Genomic DNA, 20826 nt, shown 5'->3' with positions numbered 1-20826 from the left:
TACGTTGTATTCGACAAATCTGAGGAGCACCGTGGCACGCCGTCTGTTCACCTCCGAGTCGGTCACGGAAGGCCACCCGGACAAGATCGCTGACCAGATCAGCGACGGGATTCTCGACGCCCTGCTCGCGCAGGACCCGCGCAGCCGCGTCGCGGTGGAGACCCTCATCACCACCGGTCAGGTCCACGTGGCCGGTGAGGTCACCACGCAGGCCTACGCCGACATCCCCAGCATCGTGCGCGACACGATCCTGAAGATCGGTTACGACTCGTCGAAGAAGGGGTTCGACGGCGCGTCCTGCGGCGTCAGCGTCTCCATCGGCTCGCAGTCGCCGGACATCGCGCAGGGTGTCGACACCGCCATCGAGCAGCGCGAGGGTGAGGCCGGCGACCAGCTGGACAGCCAGGGCGCCGGCGACCAGGGCATGATGTTCGGCTTCGCCTGCTCGGAGACCCCCGAGCTGATGCCGCTGCCGATCGCGCTCGCGCACCGGCTGGCCCGCCGTCTGTCCGCCGCGCGCAAGGACGGGACGATCCCCTACCTGCGCCCCGACGGCAAGACCCAGGTCACCATCGAGTACGACGGGCTGCGCCCGGTCCGGCTCGACACGGTCGTGGTCTCGTCGCAGCACGCCGCCGACATCTCGCTGGAGTCGCTGCTCACCCCGGACGTCCGCGAGCACGTGATCGCCCCCGAGCTGGAGGGCCTCGGCCTCGACACCGAGGGCTACCGGCTGCTGGTCAACCCGACCGGCCGCTTCGAGATCGGCGGCCCGATGGGTGACGCCGGCCTCACTGGCCGCAAGATCATCGTCGACACCTACGGTGGCTACGCCCGCCACGGTGGCGGCGCGTTCTCCGGCAAGGACCCGTCCAAGGTCGACCGTTCCGCCGCGTATGCGACGCGCTGGGTCGCCAAGAACGTCGTCGCCGCCGGGCTCGCCGAGCGCTGCGAGATCCAGGTCGCCTACGCCATCGGCAAGGCGCACCCGGTCAGCCTGTTCGTCGAGACGTTCGGCACCGAGAACGTGCCGGTCGACCGGATCGAGAAGGCCATCAACGAGGTCTTCGACCTGCGCCCGGCCGCGATCATCCGCGACCTCGACCTGCTGCGCCCGATCTACCAGCAGACCGCTGCCTACGGCCACTTCGGCCGTGAGCTGCCGGAGCTGAAGTGGGAGAGCACCGACCGCGCCGCCGACCTGAAGAACGCCGCTTCCTGACGGCACGCCTTCCACGAAGCGCCCGCCCCTTCGGGGGCGGGCGCTTCGCCGTATCCGGGGTCGATCCTTCTGCTGTGCGAGGTCTTCCTGCCGAGTCTCCGGGCTATCGCACCGGTCATACAGGCGACTAGGAGGGGGAATGTCGCATTCGCGGCTTATTCGTCCCTGGCCAGCCTTGTGGATCTTGCACGGTTCTACTCGCCGGCAGATCTTGCACGGTTCTCCTCCCTGGCGGCGATCTTGCACGTTTCTTCACGTCTGGGGATGTTTTGTCGTGCAAGGTCTACTGCGCCGGGGAGACCTTGCAGCTTTCTTCCCGTCGGGGCGTGGAAAGGGCTGCAAGATTGGTGCGAGCGTGGAAAGTCGTGCAAGATCCGGAAATCCCGGCGATCTCGGGTGGTGGGAAAGGAAGTGCGGCCGTCTGGTGATCCGTTGGCGCCTGAAATGCGTGTTCGTTCGCATGAGAGTCAGGGGTGGTGAAGGCGCTTACGCTTCCGTGATGACGGGTGTTCAGGGCGATCGGGTGATCGTGGTCCGGCATGCGATGCCGGCAGTCGATCCGGACGTGCCGTCGGAGCAGTGGCAGCTCGCACAGGAGAGCCGCGTCGCGGCCCGCCTGATGCGGCTGCACGTCTGCCATCCGGCCTACTACGTGGCCAGCACCGAGCCGAAGGCCGCACAGACCATGCAGGAGATCGCCGGCGCTCAGCGGGTGGTCCGTGATCCGGGCCTCGCCGAAGTGCATCGGCCGCATGTGTGGTTCACCGACGAGGCGGGCTACCACTCGGCTGCGCAAGCCTATGCGCGAGGCGAGTGCCCCGACGGGTGGGAGCCGCGCGATCAGGTGATCGAGCGGTTCGACGCCGCGGTGGTACGGCACGCGGCCGCCGCCGCCGAACAGAACCGCACTCTCGTCATCGGCACCCACGGCCTGGCGCCGACGGTGTGGATGGCCAGCCGGTACCAGTTGGCGACCGACCCGGCCCGGTTCTGGGCCGACCTGCGGTTCCCGGACATCGTCGAGATCGACCTCCAGGCGCAGACGGTGACCTGCCTCACTCACTGATCGCCGGGCCCGCGGCCGGGGGCGGCGGCGGGCGGAATTGTCAGAGGGTGCGGGCAGAATGTTCGACCATGGGGACCAAGGGGACACGCGGCGAGCGGGAGCCGGCCGAGCGGCTGCCCGTCGCGCGGGTCTGTGTGGACCTGCCACTCGCCCACCTCGACCGGCCGTTCGATTATCTGGTCTCCACAGCTGACGACGAGGCCGCCCAGCCGGGCGTGCGGGTCAAGGTCCGGTTCGCCGGGCAGCAGGTCAGCGGCTTCCTTCTGGCCCGGGCCGAGTCCTCCGATCACGTCGGCAAGCTGGCCTACCTGGAAAAGGTGGTCTCGCCCGAGCGGGTCCTCGATCCCGAGATCGTCCGGCTGGCCCGCGCGGTCGCCGATCGTTATGCGGGCAATCTCGCCGACGTGCTCCGGCTCGCGGTGCCACCACGCCACGCGCGCGTCGAGTCCCAGCCCGTGACACCCCCCGCGGCCGGGCCGGTCCCGGCCTCCGCGCCAGACCGCGCATCCGTTCCGGTGCCGGACGCCGTTCCGGCTCTCACCCCGGTGCCGGCCGCACCCGTTCCAGTTCACACGTCGCTGTCCGCTGCGGCGGCCAGCGCCTCCGGCCCTGCCGATGAATCGGCTCCGCCTCCGGGTGATGCCTCCTCCACTGCACCCGGCTCTGCTTCGGTTCCAGCCACTGACCCGGTGGCGGCTGCTTCGGTTCCTCGTTCGGTGCAGGCCGCTGACCCGATGGCGGCTGCTGGACCAGGATCAACTGTCGGTTCTGTGCCGGCCGCTGGTCTGGCGGTGGCTCCTGGATCGGCGGCGATGGTCGGTTCGAGATCGCCCGACGATCCGGCGGCTGCTGGATCATCGGCGACGGTCGGTTCGGTGTCGGGCGCTGATCTGGCGGCCGTTGCCGATTCGGGTTCGGTCGCTGGTGTGGGAGCGGCTGTCGGTTCGGAGTCGGCGCTGGGCGCTGGGCCGGGCACCGGTTCGGGTTCCGGGCCGGGTTCGGGTTCCGGGCCGGGCACGGGTTCGGGGTCTGTGCCGGGCAACGGTTCGGGGGCTGTGCCGGGCAACGGGTCGGGGGCTGGGCCGGGCGCGGGTTCGGGGGTGCGGGCCGGGCGGTGGGTGGTCGGCGGTATTCGGGAGCCGGCGAGTGGCGGGTGGGACTCGTATGTGGCCGGGGCCGCCTATCTGCGGGCGCTGCGGGATGCCCGGCCGGCCCGTGCGGTGTGGTCGGCGCTGCCGGGGGAGGACTGGCCGGCGCGGATCGCGGAGGCGGCCGCGGCCACCGTGCGCAGCGGGCGCGGGGTGGTCATCGTCGTGGCGGACGCGCGTGACCTCGATCGGGTGGACCGGGCTCTGAGCGCGACCCTGGGTGACGGGCTGCATGTGGCGCTCAATGCGGCTCTCGGGCCGTCCGAGCGCTACCGGCGGTTCCTGTCGGCGAGCCGGCACCAGGTTCCGGTGGTGGTGGGGACGCGGGCGGCGATGTGGGCGCCGGTTCCCGATCTGGGGCTGGTCGTCATCTGGGACGACGGCGACGACGTGCACGCCGAGCCGCGGGCGCCCTACCCGCACGCACGGGACGTGCTGCTCACCCGGGCGCGCCTGGCGGACTGTGCGGCGCTGGTGGGCGGCTTTGCACGTACCGGAGAAGGGCAGTTGCTCCTCGAGACCGGCTGGGCGCGGGAGATCGCCGCGGACCGTGCCGTGCTGCGGCGCCGGTCCCCGGCGATCGCGCCGACCGGGGACGATGTTCAGCTGGCCCGGGATTCGGGCGCGGCCATCGCCCGGCTGCCGAGTGTCGCGTGGCAGGCGGCGAAGCAGGCACTCCAGGCCGGGGCGCCGGTGCTGGTGCAGGTGCCGCGGCGCGGTTATCTGCCGTCGGTGGCCTGCATCGAGTGCCGGACTCCGGCGCGCTGCCCGCACTGTTCGGGGCCGCTGGGGTTGCACGGGGCCCGGGACGTGCCGGTCTGCCACTGGTGTGGGCGGGCCTCGGCCGACTACCAGTGCCCGAACTGTCGTGACCGTCGGCTGCGGGCTTCGGTGATCGGCGCCAAGCGGACCGCCGAGGAGCTGGGGCGGGCGTTTCCCGGGTTTCCGGTGCGGACCTCGGGGCGGGAGCAGGTGCTGACCGATGTGCCCGGCGAGCCGGCGGTCGTGGTGTCCACGCCCGGGGCGGAGCCGCTGGCCGAGGGCGGGTTCGGTGCGGTGCTGCTGCTCGACACGTGGGCGTTGCTGAGCCGCGCCGACCTGCGGGCCGCCGAGGAGACGATGCGTCGCTGGCTGAACGCGGCGGCCCTGGCCCGGCCGGCGCAGGAGGGCGGGCGTGTGGTGGTGGTGGCCGACGGTTCGCTCGCTCCGGTGCAGGCTCTGCTGCGGTGGGATCCGGGCTGGTTCGCCGCGCGGGAGCTGGCCGAGCGCCGTGACCTGGGGTTCCCGCCGGCGGCCCGGATGGCCAGCGTGACCGGTCAGGCGGCCGCGGTCGCCGAGTTGCTGTCCCTGGCCCGGCTGCCGGACGGCGCCGAGCTGCTCGGTCCGGTTCCGGCCGCCGACGAGCAGGAACGGATGCTGTTGCGGGTCACCCGGTCCCGGGCCGCCGACCTGGCGCACGCCCTGCACGAGGCGGCCGGGGTGCGCAGCGCCCGCAAGGCCGCGCTGCCGGTCCGCATCCAGGTCGACCCCTTCGACATGTTCTGAGTTCGGGGGAGCGGCCGGCGGGGCGCTGTCACCGACGGCGTTGCGCGCGTCACTCCGTAGACTGGTCAGGTGCTGCCCACCAGAGTCAGGAGTCTCACCGCGTGACTGTTCAGGCCATCCGTCTCTTCGGTGATCCGGTGCTGCGCACGCCGGCCGATTCCGTCGTGGATTTCGACAAGGAACTGCGCAATCTGGTGAAGGATCTGGTGGAGACCATGCAGGACGAGGGCGGCGCCGGCCTGGCCGCCCCGCAGCTCGGCGTCGGTCTCCGGGTGTTCACCTTCGACGTGGATGACGTGGTCGGGCACATCGTCAACCCGGTGCTGTCCTTCCCCGACGAGGAGGAGCAGGACGGGCCGGAGGGCTGCCTCTCCATCCCGGGCATCTACATCGACACGAAACGACGGCAGAACGTGGTGGCCAACGGGTTCAACGAGTTCGGCGACCCGATTCAGCTGGTCGGTACCGGCCTGATGGCCCGCTGCGTGCAGCACGAGACCGACCACCTGGACGGGGTGCTCTTCCTGGACCGGCTGGACACCGCTTCCCGTAAGGACGCGATGAAGCAGATCAGGTCCGCGGATTGGTATGACGCGGCGAAACCGCCGACGATCAAGGAGAGCCCGCACGGCCGGAGCGTGTTCGGGTCGGGTCTCTTCAGTTCGGGCCGGTGATCGGATGCGCCTGATCTTCGCCGGCACCCCGGCGGTGGCCGTGCCCAGCCTGGACGCGATCGCCGCCTCCGGGCACGAGCTGGTGGCCGTGGTGACCCGCCCGGACGCTCCGGCCGGCCGGGGCCGCCGCCTGGTCCGGTCGCCCGCGGGCGCGTGGGCCGACGAGCGCGGCATCGAGGTGCTGACGCCGGAGAGACCACGCGACCCGGAGTTCCAGCAGCGGCTGCGTGAGCTGGCGCCGGATTGTGTGCCCGTGGTGGCGTACGGCGCGCTGGTCCCCCCGTCGGCGCTGGAGATCCCGAAGCACGGCTGGGTGAACCTGCACTTCTCACTGCTCCCGGCCTGGCGGGGCGCCGCACCCGTGCAGCATGCGGTGCTGCACGGCGACGAGGTGACCGGGGCCAGCGTGTTCGAGCTGGAGGCGGGGCTGGACACCGGCCCGGTCTTCGGCACGCTGACCGAGCAGATCCGGTTCACCGACACCTCCGGCCACCTGCTGGAGCGGCTGGCCGTGGACGGCGCGGGCCTGCTGGTGGCGGTGCTGGACGCGATCGAGGCGGGCACCGCGCGGGCGCATGTGCAGCCGCACGACGGGGTGACGTTCGCGCCGAAGCTGACGCCCGAGGACGCCCGGGTCCGCTGGGACGATCCGGCGTTCGCGGTGGACCGGCGGATCCGTGCGTGCACCCCGGCGCCCGGCGCGTGGACGACGCTGCGTGACGAGCGTCTGAAACTGGGCCCGGTGCGGCCGATCGCGAACGGGCCGGCCGGTTTGCGCCCCGGGGAGCTTCTGGTGGAGCGTAAGCAGGTGCTGGCAGGTACGGCGACGACGCCGGTGATCCTGGGCGAGGTGCGGGCGGCGGGCAAGAAGCCGATGTCCGCCACCGATTGGGCGCGGGGCATGCGGATCGAAGCAGGGGAGAAGCTGGCGTGAACATAGAGTTCGGTACTTCAGAGAGCAGGACGCAAGCGTGACGGAACACAGGGCGCCGCGCCCGCACGGCGGACGGCCGAGCCGGCCGAGCGGCCCGGGCCACCCGCGGGACGGGCGAAGCGGCCGGGCGCCGCGGGCCGGCCGGCCACCGTCGGATCCGGCCCGACAGGCGGCGTATGAGGCGATCGCGGCCGTGCACCGCGACGACGCGTACGCGAACCTGGTGCTGGCCGACATCCTGAGCGGGATGGGCCTGCGCGGGCTGGACGCGGCGTTCGCAACCGAGTTGACGTACGGAACGCTGCGCGCCGTCGGCACCCTGGACCTGATCATCGCGGCGGCCGCCGAGCGGGATGTCGCACGCATCGACCCGCCCGCGCGGGACGCGCTGCGGCTCGGTGTCTACCAGCTGCTCTACACCCGGGTGCCGGCGCACGCCGCGGTCAACCAGACGGTCGACCTGGTCCGCTCGGTGGCGCCGGGCGCGTCCGGGTTCGCCAACGCGGTGATGCGCACGGTGTCCGAGACGCCTCTGGAGGACTGGCTGGAGCGGGTCTCCCCGGCGTACAAGGACGACCCGATCGCGCACCTGTCGGTGGTGCACCACCACCCGCAGTGGGTGATCCGGTCGTTCGCCGAGGCGCTCGGCGGCGACCTGGACGAGACGGCCCGCCTGCTGATCGAGGACAACCAGCCGCCGGCCGTGCATCTGTGCGCCCGTCCGGGCCGGGCCGACGCGGTCGACCTGGCCGACGAGGTGGACGGTGTGCCAGGCGCCTTCTCGCCGTACGCGGTGTACCTGAACGGCGGCGCGCCGCGTGACCTGGCCGCCATCCGGGAGGGCCGCGCCCACGTCCAGGACGAGGGCTCGCAGCTGGTGGCGGCGGCTCTGCTGGCCGCCCCGATCGAGGGCCAGGACACCCGCTGGCTGGACCTGTGCGCCGGCCCGGGTGGCAAGACCGGCCTGATCGGCGCGATCGCGGCGGGCCGTGGCGCGGAGGTGACCGCGGTCGAGGTGGCCGAGCACCGGGCCCGGCTGGTCGACATCGCGACCGAGGGCATGCCGGTGACGGTCCTGCCGATGGACGGCCGGTCGGTGGGCCGCGACCCGGACCTGCCGGAGGAGGCGTTCGACCGGGTGCTGGTGGACGCGCCGTGCACCGGTCTGGGTTCGCTGCGGCGCCGGCCGGAGTCGCGCTGGCGCCGGCAGCCGGCTGACCTGCCGCCGCTCACCCGGCTCCAGCGGGAGCTGCTGGTGGCGGCGCTGCGTGCGGTCCGGCCGGGCGGCGTGGTGGCGTATGTGACGTGTTCCCCGCACATGGTGGAGACGCAGGTGACGGTCAGCGAGGGGGCCCGGCGCAGCGGCGTCGAGGTCGACTTCGTGGACGCCCGGCCGCTGCTGCCGCCGGGTATGCCGGGGCTGGGCGCGGGCCCGACGGTGCAACTGTGGCCGCACCGCCACGGGACGGACGCGATGTTCCTGGCGGTTCTGCGCCGTACCAGCTGAGGGGTTTGCCAGCTGAGGGGTTTGAACGAAGGAAGGCCGGACCGGGATGGTCCGGCCTTCCTCGCATCGCCGGACCGTAGACTTCGGTGCGTGGAACCCATTATCGCGCCGAGCATCCTCGCCTCCGACTTCTCCCGTCTGGCGGAGGAGGTGCAGGCGATCGAGGGCGCGGCCGACTGGGCCCATGTGGACGTGATGGACAACCACTTCGTGCCGAACCTGACGATCGGCCTGCCGGTGGTGACGAGCCTGCGCAAGGCGACGAGCATCCCGTTCGACGTGCACCTGATGATCACCGATCCGCAGCGGTGGGCGCCCGCCTACGCGGAGGCCGGGGCGTACAACGTCACGTTCCACGCGGAGGCCTGCGACGACCCGGTGGCGCTGGCCAAGACGCTGCGGGCGGCCGGGGCCAAGGCCGGTCTGGCGATCGACCGGGACACCCCGGTGGAGCCCTACCTGGAGCTGCTGCCCTACCTCGACACCATCCTGATCATGACGATCAAGGCCGGTTTCGGTGGGCAGGCGTTCATGCCGGAGCTGCTGGACAAGGTGCGTGACGTGCGCCGCCGGGCCCAGGTCAACGACCTGGAGATCCGGATCGAGGTGGACGGCGGCATCGCGGCCGACACCATCGAGCAGGCCGCCGAGGCGGGCGCGGACGCGTTCGTGGCGGGGACGGCCGTTTACGGCGCCGCCGACCCGGCTGAGGCGATCCGCAAGCTGCGCGCCCTCGCGAAGGCCCGGATGGGGCTGGCGTGAGGGCCGGTCCACAGACCATTATCTAGCCTTACGCCCCCGGTGCTTGCAGGAAGGCGCGATGAGCACGGCTGAGCCGCTTCCCGAGATCGATCCCGAGCTGGACCCCGAGGAGGGACCGAGCCTGATCCTGGTGGTCGACGACGACCAGGACATCGCCGGTTTCGTCGAGTTCAACCTCAAGCTGCGGGGTTTCGAGGTGATCCGGGCCCGGGACGGCCAGGAGGCGCTCGACCTGATGGAGACGCACCGGCCCGACCTCGCGGTGATCGACTGGATGATGCCGCGGATGGACGGTGTCGAGCTGATCCGTCAGCTCCGCGCCGAGCCGCTGACCTCGGCCCTGCCGGTGATCATGCTGACCGCGATGGGCCTGACCGGCGACAAGGTGCACGGTCTCCAGGCCGGCGCCGACGACTACCTGGTCAAGCCGTTCGACCTGGAAGAGCTGATCGCGCGGGTCACCAACACGCTGCGACGGCACAAGGACGCCCGTGAGGTGTCGCCGCTGACCGGCCTGCCGGGCAACGCCCGGGTGCGGCGCGAGATCAGCGAGCGGATGCGCGGCGGCGACGACTACTCGGTCGGCTACATCGACGTGGACAGGTTCAAGAGCGTCAACGACGTGTACGGGTTCGACCGTGGCGACGAGTTCATCATCGCCCTGGCCCGGAGCCTGCAACGGGCTGCCTCGCAGACCGGGAAGCCGTCCATCTTCCTGGGCCACATCGGTGGCGACGACTTCGTGTTCATCTGCCACCCGGACCAGGTGCTGCCGCTGACCCAGCGCACGGTGACCGACTTCGAGACCGCGGCCGACCGGCTGTACGAGCCGGGTGACGCCCGGCGCGGCTACATCGAGGTGCCGGATCGGCGCGGCAACAAGCAGAAGGCGGCTCTGGTCACCCTCTCGATCGGGGTGGCTCAGGCGACCGAGGACGGGCGGCGGTTCGCCGATCCGCGGGTGGTGATCGCGGTCGCCTCGGAGATGAAGAAGGTCGCGAAATCGCAGCCCGGATCGTATGTCGCGATCGACCGCCGGCGCAGCGAAGCCGAGTGATAAATCCCAGTGCTTCAGTGGGAATACTTGCGGCGGATGTGAGGTAGGTCGCCAGGGAGGTGGCAAAATCCCGAAGTAGTGCAAGACTCAGGGATGACCCACCACGCGCTGGCGGGACTCGGTGAAATTCCGAACCGGCGGTGATCCGACGCGTAAGCGACGGTAAGCCCGCGACCCGGCTGCCTACCAAGGCAGACGGTGGACCTGGTGAGACTCCAGGGCCGACGGTTGACCGGCTGGAAAGCCGATCAGACAGTCCGGATGGGAGACAGCGCGCGGGATCGGAGCGGGTCGTGCCTTTGTCGGCACGATTCGGCCGGGGTGCGCGAAGCGTACCCTCGGTGTCCGTTTCCTGGCGATAACTCCCTTCAGCGCGTGACCGCACCGCGTTGAGAGGAAGCGCCAGATGGTGACCGAGGACGAGGCGATGCGCCGCGCTGTCGCGCTGGCCGCCCGGGGCCTCGGCACGACCAGTCCCAACCCGGTGGTCGGCTGCCTCCTGCTCGGGCCGGACGGCGAGGTCGTCGGCGAGGGCTTCCATGCGTATGCCGGTGGGCCGCACGCCGAGATCGTCGCCCTCGCCCAGGCCGGCGAGCGGGCCCGTGGCGGGGTCTGCGTGGTCACGCTGGAGCCGTGCAACCACACCGGGCGTACCGGTCCGTGCGCGGAGGCGCTGGTCAACGCCGGGGTGCGGCGCGTGGTGATCGCCGTCGACGACCCGACGCCGGTCGCGGCCGGTGGCGCGGCGACCCTGCGGGCAGCAGGCATCGAGGTGGTCACCGGGGTGCGGCGGGAGGCCGCCGAGGCGGGCAACATCGCCTGGCTGACCGCGGTGCGCCGGGGCCGGCCCTACGTGACGTGGAAGTTCGCGGCGACGCTGGACGGGCGGTCGGCCGCGGCCGACGGCACCAGCCAGTGGATCTCCGCGGCCGAGTCCCGGGCCGACGTGCACGTGCTGCGCAGCACCGTCGACGCGATCGTGGCCGGGGTCGGCACCGTGGTCGCCGACGACCCGCAACTCACCGTGCGCGACCTGCGCGACGGCACGCTGGCGATCAAGCAGCCGCTGCGTGTGGTGGTGGACTCGTCCGGGCGTACCCCCGCTGACGCCCGGGTCCGGGACGCGGCGGCGCCGACCTGGATCGTCACGACGGCCGCCGCCGGCGCCGGGCCGGACGGCCGCGTCGACCTGGCCTCGATGCTGATCGCGCTGTTCGCCCGGGGCGTGCGCAACGTCCTGCTGGAGGGCGGCCCGACGCTGGCCGGCGGGTTCCTGGCGGCCGGGCTGGTCGACCGGGTGGTCGGCTACGTGGCGCCGAAACTGCTCGGCGACGGGCGGGCCGCGCTGATGGACGCCGGTGTCGGCACCATCGCCGACGCCGTCGAACTCGACTTGACGGAAGTGACGCGGATCGGTCCGGACCTGCGTTTCGTAGCAACACTGCGCCCCAAGGAGAACTGATGTTCACCGGAATCGTCGAAGAGCTGGGCGAGATCGTGCGCCTGACCGAGGGAGCCGAGGACTCCGCGGTGATCGCCGTACGCGGCCCGCTGGTCACCTCGGACGCACGGCACGGCGACTCGATCTCGGTGAACGGCTGTTGTCTCACCGTGATCGACAACGTCGACGGGGTGTTCACCGCCGACGTGATGGGCGAGACGCTGCGGCGCACCTCGCTCGGCGCGCTGCGCGTGGGCGGCAACGTCAACCTGGAGCGGGCCGCCGCGCTGGGCAGCCGCCTCGGCGGGCACCTGGTGCAGGGCCACGTGGACGGGGTGGCGCGGATCATCGCCCGCGAGCCGGCCGACCAGTGGGAGGTGGTGCGTTTCTCGCTGCCACCCGAGCTGGCCAGGTACGTGGTGGAGAAGGGGTCGATCACCGTCGACGGGGTTTCGCTGACGGTCATGGAGGTCGACGAGGACAGCTTCGCGGTCGGGATGATCCCGGCCACCTCGAAGCTGACCGTGCTGGGCAGCAAGGCCATCGGAGATCCGGTCAACCTCGAGGTCGACGTGATCGCCAAGTACGTGGAGAAGATGCTGGGGAGCCGCAATGTTTGAGACCATCGAGCGCGCCATCGCCGACATAGCGGCCGGCAAGGCGGTGATCGTGGTGGACGACGAGAGCCGGGAGAACGAGGGCGACCTCATCTTCGCGGCCGAGCACGCCACCCCGGAGCTGGTCGCCTTCATGGTGCGGTACACGTCCGGGTACATCTGCGTCCCGCTCCCGGAGAGCGAGGCGGACCGGCTGGACCTGCCGCCCATGTTCCACACCAACCAGGACGCGCGGGGCACGGCCTACGCGGTGACCGTCGACGCGAAGCACGGCGTCAGCACCGGCATCTCGGCCGCCGACCGGGCGCACACCATCCGCCTGCTCGCCTCGGCCGCCAGCGAGCCCACCGACTTCAACCGGCCGGGCCACGTCGTGCCGCTGCGGGCCAAGGCCGGCGGTGTCCTGCGCCGTCCGGGCCACACCGAGGCCTCCATCGACCTGGCGGTGCTGGCCGGCTGCCGTCCGGCCGGCGTGCTCTGCGAGATGGTCAACGACGACGGCACCATGCAGCGCCGCCCCGACCTGGAGAAGTTCGCCGCCGAGCACGACCTGGCCCTGATCACCATCGAGGAGCTGATCGCCTACCTGCGGCACCGCGAGGGCAGCCAGGTCGAGCGGGTCGTCGAGACGGTCCTGCCGACCGAGCACGGCGTCTTCACCGCGGTCGGCTACCGGACCGCCGCCGACGACGGCGAGCACGTGGCGCTGGTCTTCGGCGACCTCGGCGACGGTGAGGACGTGCTGGTCCGGGTGCACTCCGAGTGCCTCACCGGCGACGTCTTCGGCTCCCGGCGCTGCGACTGCGGGCCGCAGCTGGACGCCGCCCTCGAGCGGGTGGCCGCGGCCGGGCGCGGGGTGGTCCTCTACATGCGCGGTCACGAGGGCCGTGGCATCGGCCTGCTGCATAAGCTCCAGGCGTACCAGTTGCAGGACCGCGGCTTCGACACCGTCGACGCCAACCTCGAACTGGGCCTGCCGGCCGACGCGCGCGACTACGGCACGGGGGCGCAGATCCTCGCCGATCTCGGCATCCGCTCGATGCGGCTGCTGACCAACAACCCCGCGAAAAGAGCAGGCCTGGAGGGGTACGGGCTACGCGTGACCGGTCGCGAGGAGTTGCCGGTCCGCCTGCACCCGGAGAACGTCCGGTACCTGCGTACCAAGCGGGACCGAATGGGTCACCTCTTCGCGGAGTTGGCCTGAACCAGTCCCCGATCGGGGCAACAATGACGATGAAGGGGGACACTCATGGCCGGCTTCGGTGATCCGCACATGCAGACCGTCGACGCGGCCGGGCTCCGGCTCGGCATCGTCGGCTCGCGGTGGCACAACGAACTGGTGGAACACATGATCGCCAGGTCGGTGGCCGCCGCCGAGGCGTGTGGCGTGACGGAGGTGATCACCACCCGGGTGGCCGGTTCGGTGGAACTGCCGGTGGTGGCGCAGGCGCTGGCCCGCCGGGTCGACGCGGTGGTCGCGCTGGGCGTGGTGATCAAGGGCGAGACCCAGCATTTCGAGTACGTGTGTGACGCGGTCACCACCGGCCTGACCCGGGTGGCGCTGGACGAGGGCACCCCGGTCGCGCACGGCGTGCTCACCGTGCACAGTCTCGGGCAGGCCCGGGACCGGGCCGGTCTGGAGGACTCGATCGAGGACAAGGGCTGGCAGAGCACCGTCGCCGTGCTCGACGCGGCCCTCGCCATTCGTGAGGTCTCCAAGCAGTAGGGAGGGTCTTCACTCTCCGGACACCCGTAGTTCGCGGAATAGGCGAACGGCGCCGGGATGCTCGCCCGGTCCGTCGCCTATTCCGGAACTGGTGTCAACAGCGGTGATCCCCCGGCTCAGCATCGTCGTGCCCTTCTACGACGTGGAGCGTTACTTCGGCCCGTGTCTCGACTCGCTGGCCCGGCAGACGTTCCGGGACTTCGAGGTGGTGCTGGTCGACGACGGATCGCGCGACGGCAGCGCCGCGATCGCCCGTGAGTGGTGCGAGCGCGACTCCCGGTTCCGGCTGATCAGCCAGGAGAACCGGGGGATGGGCCCGGCCCGCAACGCCGGCATCGAGCTGGCCCGCGGCGAGTACCTGACCTTCGTCGACAGCGACGACCTGGTGCCCCGGCACGCGTACGAGCTGCTGGTCGGCTCCCTCGACCGGACCTCGTCGTCGCTGGCCGGGGGCAACGCCCGGCGGTTCAACAACACCTCCGGGGTACGGCAGTCGTACGTGCACCGGATCTCCTACGGCGCCGACCGCCCGGCCACCCACGTCACCGAGTGGCCGGAGCTGGCGATCGACCGGATGGTCTGGAACAAGGTGTACCGCCGTACCTTCTGGGACCAGTTCCGCTACGAGTTCCCGGCGATGCGCTACGAGGACTGGCCGGTGGCGCTCAAGGCCCACCTGGACGCGGTCACCGTGGACTGCGTGGCCGCGCCCACCTACTACTGGCGTGAGCGGGAGTCCGGCGAGTCGGTCACCCAGCTGAAGTTCCAGTTCGGCAACCTGGAGGACCGGGTCCGGTCGGCCGGGATGATCCTGGACATGGTCGACCGGCGGGCCCCGGAGCTGCGCTGGAAGGTGCACCGGCATCTCACCCTGATCGACCTGGCCACCGTGGTCCAGGCGTTCGGCTCGGCGCCCGAGCACGAGCTGGAGGCGGTGCTGGCCCTCGGCCGCCGGCTGACCGGGCGCCTCGACCCGGAGGCCTTCGTGGGCGCGTCGGCGATCGAGCGCCTGGAGTACCACGGCCTCCAGTCCGGTGACGTGGAGCTGCTCCAGCGGATCGCCAGGTACCGCGCCGGCGGCGGCCGGCCCTCCGCGGCCCCGGCCGAGCGGCATCCGGTCCTGCCGTGGCGCTACCGGGCGCGCGGCCTGCCGGAGACCCCGGGGACGCCGCCGGACGTGCACCGGCTGTCCCGCGGCGATCTCGAACTGCGGGCCGCCGCCACCAACCTGATCTGGGACCACGACGCGCTGCTGGTCAGCGGCACCGCCGTGATCGACCACCTGCCGCCCGGCGCGGACGACACGCTGCGGATCGCGCTGCTGGCCGGACTGCGGGAGACCCCGCTCACGGTCGACCGGCACCCGGTCCGCGGCAGCGGCGGCGAGGAGCGGCTGATCGGGTTCACCGCGAGGGTGCCCCGGGAGCTGCTCGCCGCAATGCCGGCCAAACGGGAGGCGGTGCGCCTGATCGCGACCCTGCGCAGCGGCTCGGTCCGGCGCCGGAGCCTGCTCCAGATGAACATGCAGTACCCGGTCGGGGATCGGATCGGCGACGCGTGGTTCCAGCCGGTGAAGGCGTCCGACGGCCGGCTGCTGATCCGCCGGATGCGGGGCGAGACCGAGCTGACCGCCGCCGAGGCCGACGGCGGCGACCTGGTGCTGACCGGGCAGCTGCCCCCCGGCGGCACCGCGACCGAGCTGGTGCTCTCCCGGGCGGCCCGGGAGCTGCGGGCGCCGCTGGAGACCGGGCCGGACAACCTGTTCACGGTTCGGATCCCGGTCGCCGAGGTGGTCGACGCGACCAGCCCGGACGACCCGTTCCTGGGCCGGACGAATCTGATCCCGAAGATCGGCGATGCGCTGATCCTGATCACCGGCCTGCCCGGCGCGGTGAGCGTGCAGCAGGGCGACCGGCTGCTCACCGTGGCCCGCTCGCCCGGCCAGTACCTGAACCTGGTGGAGATGCCGGCCCGGGTGACCGCCGCCCGCGTCCACGTCGACGGCTGGTCGGTGACCGTCGAGGGACCCCGCTGGGCGGGCGTGGACTACGAGCGGATCGTGTGGCGGCGGTTCCTGCCGAACTCCGACGACCCGGTCGACGCGATCTGCCGGATCACCCTCGACGGCGACCGCTGGCAGGCCCAGATCGGCCTGGACGACCTGGGACCGGCCGAGGACGCCGACTGGACGCTGTTCGCGGCCGGCGACGGCCTCCCCTACGCGATCCAGGCCGAGACGTTCGCGCTGACCAGCCTGCCGCGCGCGCTGGACCGGCACCGGCTCTACGCGCGGGCCGGAACCCTGCACCTGGAGAAGAACTGATCCGATGCATCACCACAACCACTACTACGGCCAGGCGCACATCCTGGCCCGCTACTGCGGACTGGACGACGAGCATCCGCCGCGGATCCGTGGCTACCTCCAGCACGGGTGGAACGTCGGGTGCGGCTGGAATCCGGTGCACGAGTTCTTCGCCGGCGCCTGGCGCTACACCTGGAGCGACGCGCCCCGGCGGCGCGGCCACTCGCTCGGCCGCCGTGACTACCACGTGGTCGGCGCGCCCTTCCTCTACCTGGACCGGCTGGAGCCCACCCTCGGGGTGGTGCCCGACTACGAGCGGCGCGGCACGCTGTGGTTCCTCTTCCACGGCTGGGAGGGCGGCGGCCGGGGCGGGCGGATCGAGGGGGACCACGCCCGGCTGATCAGCGAGATCAAGGAGACCGAGTCCGAGCCGGTCACCATCAGCCTGTACTACACCGAGTTCGAGCGGCGCGAGGTACGGCGGGCCTACGAGAAGGCCGGCTTCGAGGTGATCTGCTTCGGCAAGCGCGGCTGGAACTACGAGGGCACCGACCGGCGCTTCCTCTACAAGCAGCTGGAGACGTTCCGCCGGTTCAAGCGGGTCGCCGCGAACCGGCTCAGCACCGCCGTCTTCTTCGGCATCGCCGCCGGCTGCGAGCCGGCCGTCTACGGCGACCCGATGTCCCTGGAGGGCGACGACCCGCTCTTCGGCGGGCAGGCCCGGATCGCCCGCCTGTGGCCGGAGATGCTCGGCAAGGAGATCGACCTGGCCGCCGCGCGCGCCACCACCGACATCGAACTCGGGCGGCACCACCTGATGCCGCCCGAGGAGATGCGCATGCTCTTCGATTGGAACCCCCGTGACTGAGACCAAGCTGCCGCCCGTCGTCCGGGGCGAGATCCAGCCGTGGACCGACGACGCCCCGGCCGGTGGGCCGGCGCTCGCCGCCCTCCTCGCCGACCTGCTGCCCGCCGCCGCGGGCCGGGTCCTGCTGGCCGGGCCGCACGACTCAGGCGTGCTCGACCTGGTGGCGAGCCGCAGCGCCGACGTCACCGTGCTGCGCCGTTCGGTCAGCGACGCCGAGGCCCTGCGCGACAGCGGGCACACCGTGGTGGCCGGGGCCCTCGATGGGCTGGCCGATCAGCGGCCCGAGCCGTACGACGTGGTGATCGCCGCGGACGGCCTGGACCGGCTGCTCGGCCCGGACTCGCCGGCCCTGGACTGGCCGGAACGGGCCGCCCTGCTGCGCGGACTGGCCGCCCCGGGCGCGCTCGTCGTGATCGCGGTCGAGAACGGGTTCTCCATCACCGGGCTGCTGGACCAGCGGCCGCGGAAGGACCGGCACGGCGACGACGAGTGGCGGCCACTGCACGACGATCCGCGACGGCCGTCGTCACCGGCCCAGGTCGAGGCGGTGCTCGGGCCGCCCGCACAGCGATATGCGCGATTCGGGCACACCCTGCTGGAATCGGGTGCTCTCGCCCGTACCGGATGGGGGTTGCCCGGCGCCGGGATCGCCCTCGCCGGACTCGCGGCCGAGGCCGAGGGGACGCCCCTGCTCGCGCCGGTGACCGACGCTGCGGAAGCCGCGGCACGGGCCGGAATGCTCGACGCCGTCGCGCCCGGCTGGCTGGTCGTGTTCGGTGACGGCGAGCCGGTGCACACCGCCTACACCCCGTCCGGGGCCGCCGACCTGGAGGCGGACGGCTGGCATTTCGGCGACCGCGTGGTGCCCGATGTCGAGTCGGCCGAGACCGTGCTGTTCCGGCTGGCCGCGGCCGAGGACGTGCCGGGCTTCCGGGCCTACGCCGCGAAGCTCACCGGCGGCGCGTTCTTCGACGAGATTCACGACTTCACCGCGATCGGCGACGGCGACGTCCCGCTGGCCGCGGCCTGGATCCGCTTCCGGGACCGGCTGGTCGGCGGCCACCGCCGGCACCCGTGGCCGCCGTGGATGGCCGACGGCGACGACCTGGTCACCATGTGGCTCGCCATGTCCGGGGTGGAGTCCACCCCGGAGATCCTCGCCCGGGGCCGGGAGGTCGCCGGCGTCGAGCAGCGGCCCGACCTGCTCAGCGCCCTGGCCGACGCGGAGGCCGCCCGCACCACGGTGGCCGAGCAGGCCGGGCACATCTTCGGCCTGGAACGCACGATGCGGTTCCGCGACCAGCAGCTGCGCACCCGGGAACAGCAGCTGCGCAGCATGCGCGACGAGATGCGGCGGCTGCGCGGCGGACGGGCCGTCCGGGCCGCGCAGCTGGCCGGCCGGGTGGCCCGGATGCGCGACCCGAAACAGCTGGCCAAAGCGCTCAAGCGCCGGGCTAAAGCCTTCCTGCGTCGATGATCCGGGTCAGGAACTGACGGGTCCGTGCCTCGACGGGGTCACCGAGCACCTGCTCCGGTGGCCCCTGTTCGAGGACCCGGCCGGAGTCCAGGAAGGCGACCCGGTCGGCGACCTGCTTGGCGAACCCCATCTCGTGGGTGGCCAGCACCATCGTCATGCCCTCACCCTTGAGCTCGCGGATCATCGACAGCACCTCGCCGACCAGCTCCGGGTCGAGCGCCGAGGTGACCTCGTCGAGCAGCAGCAGGCGCGGGTTGTTGACCAGGGCGCGGACGATGGCGACCCGCTGCTGCTGGCCGCCGGAGAGCCGGTCCGGGTAGGCGCCCGACTTGTCGGCCAGGCCGACCCGGTCCAGCCACTGCATGGCCTGGTCCTTCGCCTCCGGCAACGGCCGCTTGTGTACGCGTACCGGCGCCAGCGTGATGTTGTCCAGCACCGTCATGTGCGGGAACAGGTTGTACGACTGGAAGACCAGCCCGATCCGCTGGCGTACTCGGTCGGGGTCGGCGCGCGGGTCGGTGATCTCCTCGCCGTCCAGGTGGATCGTGCCGTCGTCGATCTCGGCGAGTAGGTTGACGCAGCGCAGCAGGGTCGACTTGCCCGAGCCGGAGGCGCCGATCAGGGCCACCACCTCGTGCTCGGCCACGTCCAGGGTGAGCCCGTCGAGGATGACGTGGTCGCCGAAGACCTTCCGGACGTCCCGGCATTCGAGCAGCATCAGGTCCCCGCGTTCTGGCGGCGGGCCGCCCGCAGTGTCACCCAGTCGGTGACCGCGATCAGCGGCAGGGCGAGCAGGACGAACAGAACCCCGGCGACGATGTACGGGGTGAAGTCGGCATCCTGGGCGACGCCGATCTGGGCGGCCCGGATGGCGTCGATCGGCCCCGCGAGGGAGATCAGGCCGACGTCCTTCTGGAGCGCGACGGTGTCGTTGAGCAGCGGTGGGGCGACCCGCCGGACCGCCTGCGGCAGCACCACGTGCCGCATCGCCTGCCGGTAGCTCAGGCCCAGCGACCGGGCCGCCGCGATCTGGCTCGGGTGCACCGACTCGATACCGGCCCGGAACACCTCGGCCAGGTACGCGCCGTACGTCACGATGATCGCCGCGGCGCCCAGCACCAGCACGTCGGGTGTGCCCTTGAGCCGCAGCCCGGGGATGCCGAACGCGAACAGGTAGAGCACGATGATCAGCGGCAGGCCACGGAACGAGTAGGTGTATCCGGTGGCCAGGGCGCGTACCGGGAAGAACACCGGCCCCCGCAGGGTCCGCAGCACCGCGACCAGCAGGCCCAGCGCCAGCGCCAGGGTCGCGCAGACCACCAGCAGCTTGAGGTTGAGCCAGAGCCCTTCCAGGATCTGCGGAAGGTACTTCTGCGCGGTGTCCAGGTCGAAGAAGGACTCCTTGACCCGTTCCCAGCCGGGCGCGCCGGTGATGCCCACGGCGAGCCCGACGCCGACGACAGCCGTCGATGCGGCGGCCAGCAGAACGGAACGGACCGCCCGTCCGCGACGGTAGGCGATCCGTTCCTGTTGCCTGGTGCTCGGTTGGTACGTCACTGGAGCTCGGGAGCCCCGGCGGTGTCGGCGAGCCACGTCTTCTCCAGCACGGCGAGGGTGCCGTCCTGGCGGAGCTGGTCGACCGCCTTGCTGACGCAGCCGGTCAGCGGCGAGCCCTTGTCGAGCACGATGCCGAACTGCTCGGGCACACCGACCTGGGCGACCTGACCGACGATCACGCCGTTCTCCAGCTCGGCGGCGGTGATGTAGAACGCGGTCGGCAGGTCCACCACGATGCCGTCGACGGTGCCGTTCTCCAGCGCCTTCTTGGCGTCGTCGTTGTTGTTGAACACCTGCGGCTGCCCGGCCGGCTTGATCACGTCGGTGATGGCCTGGTAGCTGGTGGTCCCGACCTGGGCGCCGAGTTTGGCGTCCTTGAGCTCGGCCAGCGACTTGGCGCCGGCGATCTTCGAGCCCTTGGTGGTGATCACCGTCTGGCGCACCAGGTAGTACGGCGAGGAGAAGTCGACGGCCTTCTTGCGCTCGTCGGTGATGGAGAACTGGTTGACGTCGATGTCGAACGCCTTCGGGCCGGGCGCGATCGCGTTGTTGAACCCGACCTGCGCCCAGACCACGTCGGACTGCTGGTACCCGAGACGCTGGGCGACCTGGTAGGCGACGGCGGACTCGAAGCCCTTGCCGTTGTCCGGCTTGTTGTCGGCGAACCACGGCTCGTAGGCCGGGGTGTCGGTGCCGACGGTGAGTTTTCCGGCGGTCAGGGTCTTCAGCGAGGCCGGGTCACACGTGGCAGTCGCGGCGGCCGACGGTGTGGTGGTCGTCTCGTCTTCGTCTGCGGGGGCACATGCCGTCACGGCGGCGAGCAGCAGGGCTGCGCCTCCGAGGGCAACGGGGGTGAATCGGCTGACCATGCCCGGGAGCTTAGAAGACGTCCCACGGGCTGGGGGCGTTCGTCATCAAGGCGT

18 protein-coding genes and 1 riboswitch are annotated in these 20826 nt (G+C 71.6%); of the genes, 15 read left to right on the top strand and 3 right to left on the bottom strand.

The annotated features are described in order from the left end of the window. Positions 1-31 precede the first annotated feature (31 nt). The 15 genes from metK to AB0E94_RS11210 all read left to right on the top strand — a co-directional run bounded on the left by metK (position 32) and on the right by AB0E94_RS11210 (position 18346). Positions 32-1222: a methionine adenosyltransferase gene (metK, locus tag AB0E94_RS11280; protein ID WP_360325198.1), complete on the top strand. Its 1191-nt coding sequence runs from the start codon at positions 32-34 to the stop codon at positions 1220-1222. Positions 1223-1721: 499 nt separating this feature from the next. Continuing rightward, positions 1722-2288, top strand: coding sequence for a histidine phosphatase family protein (locus AB0E94_RS11275; protein WP_360325195.1), 567 nt, complete (start codon positions 1722-1724; stop codon positions 2286-2288). 134 nt (positions 2289-2422) lie between these two features. Beyond that, positions 2423-4981 carry a primosomal protein N' gene (locus AB0E94_RS11270; protein ID WP_360325503.1) on the top strand — a complete coding sequence of 853 codons (2559 nt, stop codon included), beginning with the start codon at positions 2423-2425 and terminating at the stop codon, positions 4979-4981. A 101-nt stretch (positions 4982-5082) separates the two neighbouring features. Beyond that, positions 5083-5655: a peptide deformylase gene (def, locus tag AB0E94_RS11265; protein ID WP_360325192.1), complete on the top strand. Its 573-nt coding sequence runs from the start codon at positions 5083-5085 to the stop codon at positions 5653-5655. Between the two features lie 4 nt (positions 5656-5659). After that, complete coding sequence (gene fmt, locus AB0E94_RS11260) at positions 5660-6589, top strand: methionyl-tRNA formyltransferase (protein WP_360325190.1); 930 nt, start codon at positions 5660-5662, stop codon at positions 6587-6589. 37 nt (positions 6590-6626) lie between these two features. Beyond that, positions 6627-8096, top strand: coding sequence for a transcription antitermination factor NusB (locus AB0E94_RS11255; protein WP_360325187.1), 1470 nt, complete (start codon positions 6627-6629; stop codon positions 8094-8096). Between the two features lie 90 nt (positions 8097-8186). Beyond that, entirely contained in the window at positions 8187-8858 is a 672-nt protein-coding gene (gene rpe / locus AB0E94_RS11250; RefSeq protein WP_360325184.1) for a ribulose-phosphate 3-epimerase, read from the top strand. Between the two features lie 58 nt (positions 8859-8916). Next, positions 8917-9915: a response regulator gene (locus AB0E94_RS11245; RefSeq protein WP_360325182.1), complete on the top strand. Its 999-nt coding sequence runs from the start codon at positions 8917-8919 to the stop codon at positions 9913-9915. Between the two features lie 103 nt (positions 9916-10018). Next, a riboswitch (FMN riboswitch) is annotated at positions 10019-10192 on the top strand. 129 nt (positions 10193-10321) lie between these two features. Then, positions 10322-11377 carry a bifunctional diaminohydroxyphosphoribosylaminopyrimidine deaminase/5-amino-6-(5-phosphoribosylamino)uracil reductase RibD gene (gene ribD, locus AB0E94_RS11240; protein ID WP_360325179.1) on the top strand — a complete coding sequence of 352 codons (1056 nt, stop codon included), beginning with the start codon at positions 10322-10324 and terminating at the stop codon, positions 11375-11377. Next, on the top strand, positions 11377-11976 hold the full coding sequence (locus AB0E94_RS11235) for a riboflavin synthase (protein ID WP_360325177.1): 600 nt from the start codon (positions 11377-11379) through the stop codon (positions 11974-11976). Before ribD ends, AB0E94_RS11235 begins: the two co-directional genes overlap by 1 nt. Next, positions 11969-13177 (top strand): bifunctional 3,4-dihydroxy-2-butanone-4-phosphate synthase/GTP cyclohydrolase II, encoded by a 1209-nt coding sequence (locus tag AB0E94_RS11230; RefSeq protein ID WP_317791272.1) that lies wholly within the window; start codon positions 11969-11971, stop codon positions 13175-13177. Before AB0E94_RS11235 ends, AB0E94_RS11230 begins: the two co-directional genes overlap by 8 nt. A gap of 45 nt (positions 13178-13222) precedes the next feature. Then, positions 13223-13699, top strand: a complete 477-nt coding sequence (ribH, locus tag AB0E94_RS11225) for a 6,7-dimethyl-8-ribityllumazine synthase (protein ID WP_360325174.1) — start codon at positions 13223-13225, stop codon at positions 13697-13699. 91 nt (positions 13700-13790) lie between these two features. Further along, positions 13791-16022, top strand: a complete 2232-nt coding sequence (locus AB0E94_RS11220) for a glycosyltransferase (RefSeq protein ID WP_360325171.1) — start codon at positions 13791-13793, stop codon at positions 16020-16022. Positions 16023-16026: 4 nt separating this feature from the next. Continuing rightward, positions 16027-16869: a hypothetical protein gene (locus AB0E94_RS11215; protein WP_360325168.1), complete on the top strand. Its 843-nt coding sequence runs from the start codon at positions 16027-16029 to the stop codon at positions 16867-16869. Then, on the top strand, positions 16862-18346 hold the full coding sequence (locus AB0E94_RS11210; protein ID WP_360325166.1) for a hypothetical protein: 1485 nt from the start codon (positions 16862-16864) through the stop codon (positions 18344-18346). The genes AB0E94_RS11215 and AB0E94_RS11210 overlap by 8 nt, the downstream gene beginning before the upstream one ends. Here the strand turns inward: AB0E94_RS11210 and AB0E94_RS11205 are convergent. From AB0E94_RS11205 to AB0E94_RS11195, 3 genes are read right to left on the bottom strand one after another with little or no spacing between them, the layout of a single operon-like run. Beyond that, on the bottom strand, positions 18324-19064 hold the full coding sequence (locus tag AB0E94_RS11205; protein ID WP_360325163.1) for an amino acid ABC transporter ATP-binding protein: 741 nt from the start codon (positions 19062-19064) through the stop codon (positions 18324-18326). The two genes, AB0E94_RS11210 and AB0E94_RS11205, sit on opposite strands and share 23 nt — an antisense overlap. Beyond that, positions 19064-19903, bottom strand: a complete 840-nt coding sequence (locus AB0E94_RS11200; RefSeq protein ID WP_360325160.1) for an amino acid ABC transporter permease — start codon at positions 19901-19903, stop codon at positions 19064-19066. Before AB0E94_RS11200 ends, AB0E94_RS11205 begins: the two co-directional genes overlap by 1 nt. Beyond that, positions 19900-20772, bottom strand: a complete 873-nt coding sequence (locus AB0E94_RS11195) for an ABC transporter substrate-binding protein (RefSeq protein WP_360325158.1) — start codon at positions 20770-20772, stop codon at positions 19900-19902. The genes AB0E94_RS11200 and AB0E94_RS11195 overlap by 4 nt, the downstream gene beginning before the upstream one ends. Positions 20773-20826: the final 54 nt, after the last annotated feature.

It is taken from the genome of Actinoplanes sp. NPDC026670 (genome assembly GCF_040638175.1).
In the GTDB taxonomy this organism is placed as follows: domain Bacteria; phylum Actinomycetota; class Actinomycetes; order Mycobacteriales; family Micromonosporaceae; genus Actinoplanes.
Note: the sequence above shows the minus strand (reverse complement) of the source record. Positions and strands in the feature narration are given on the sequence as shown.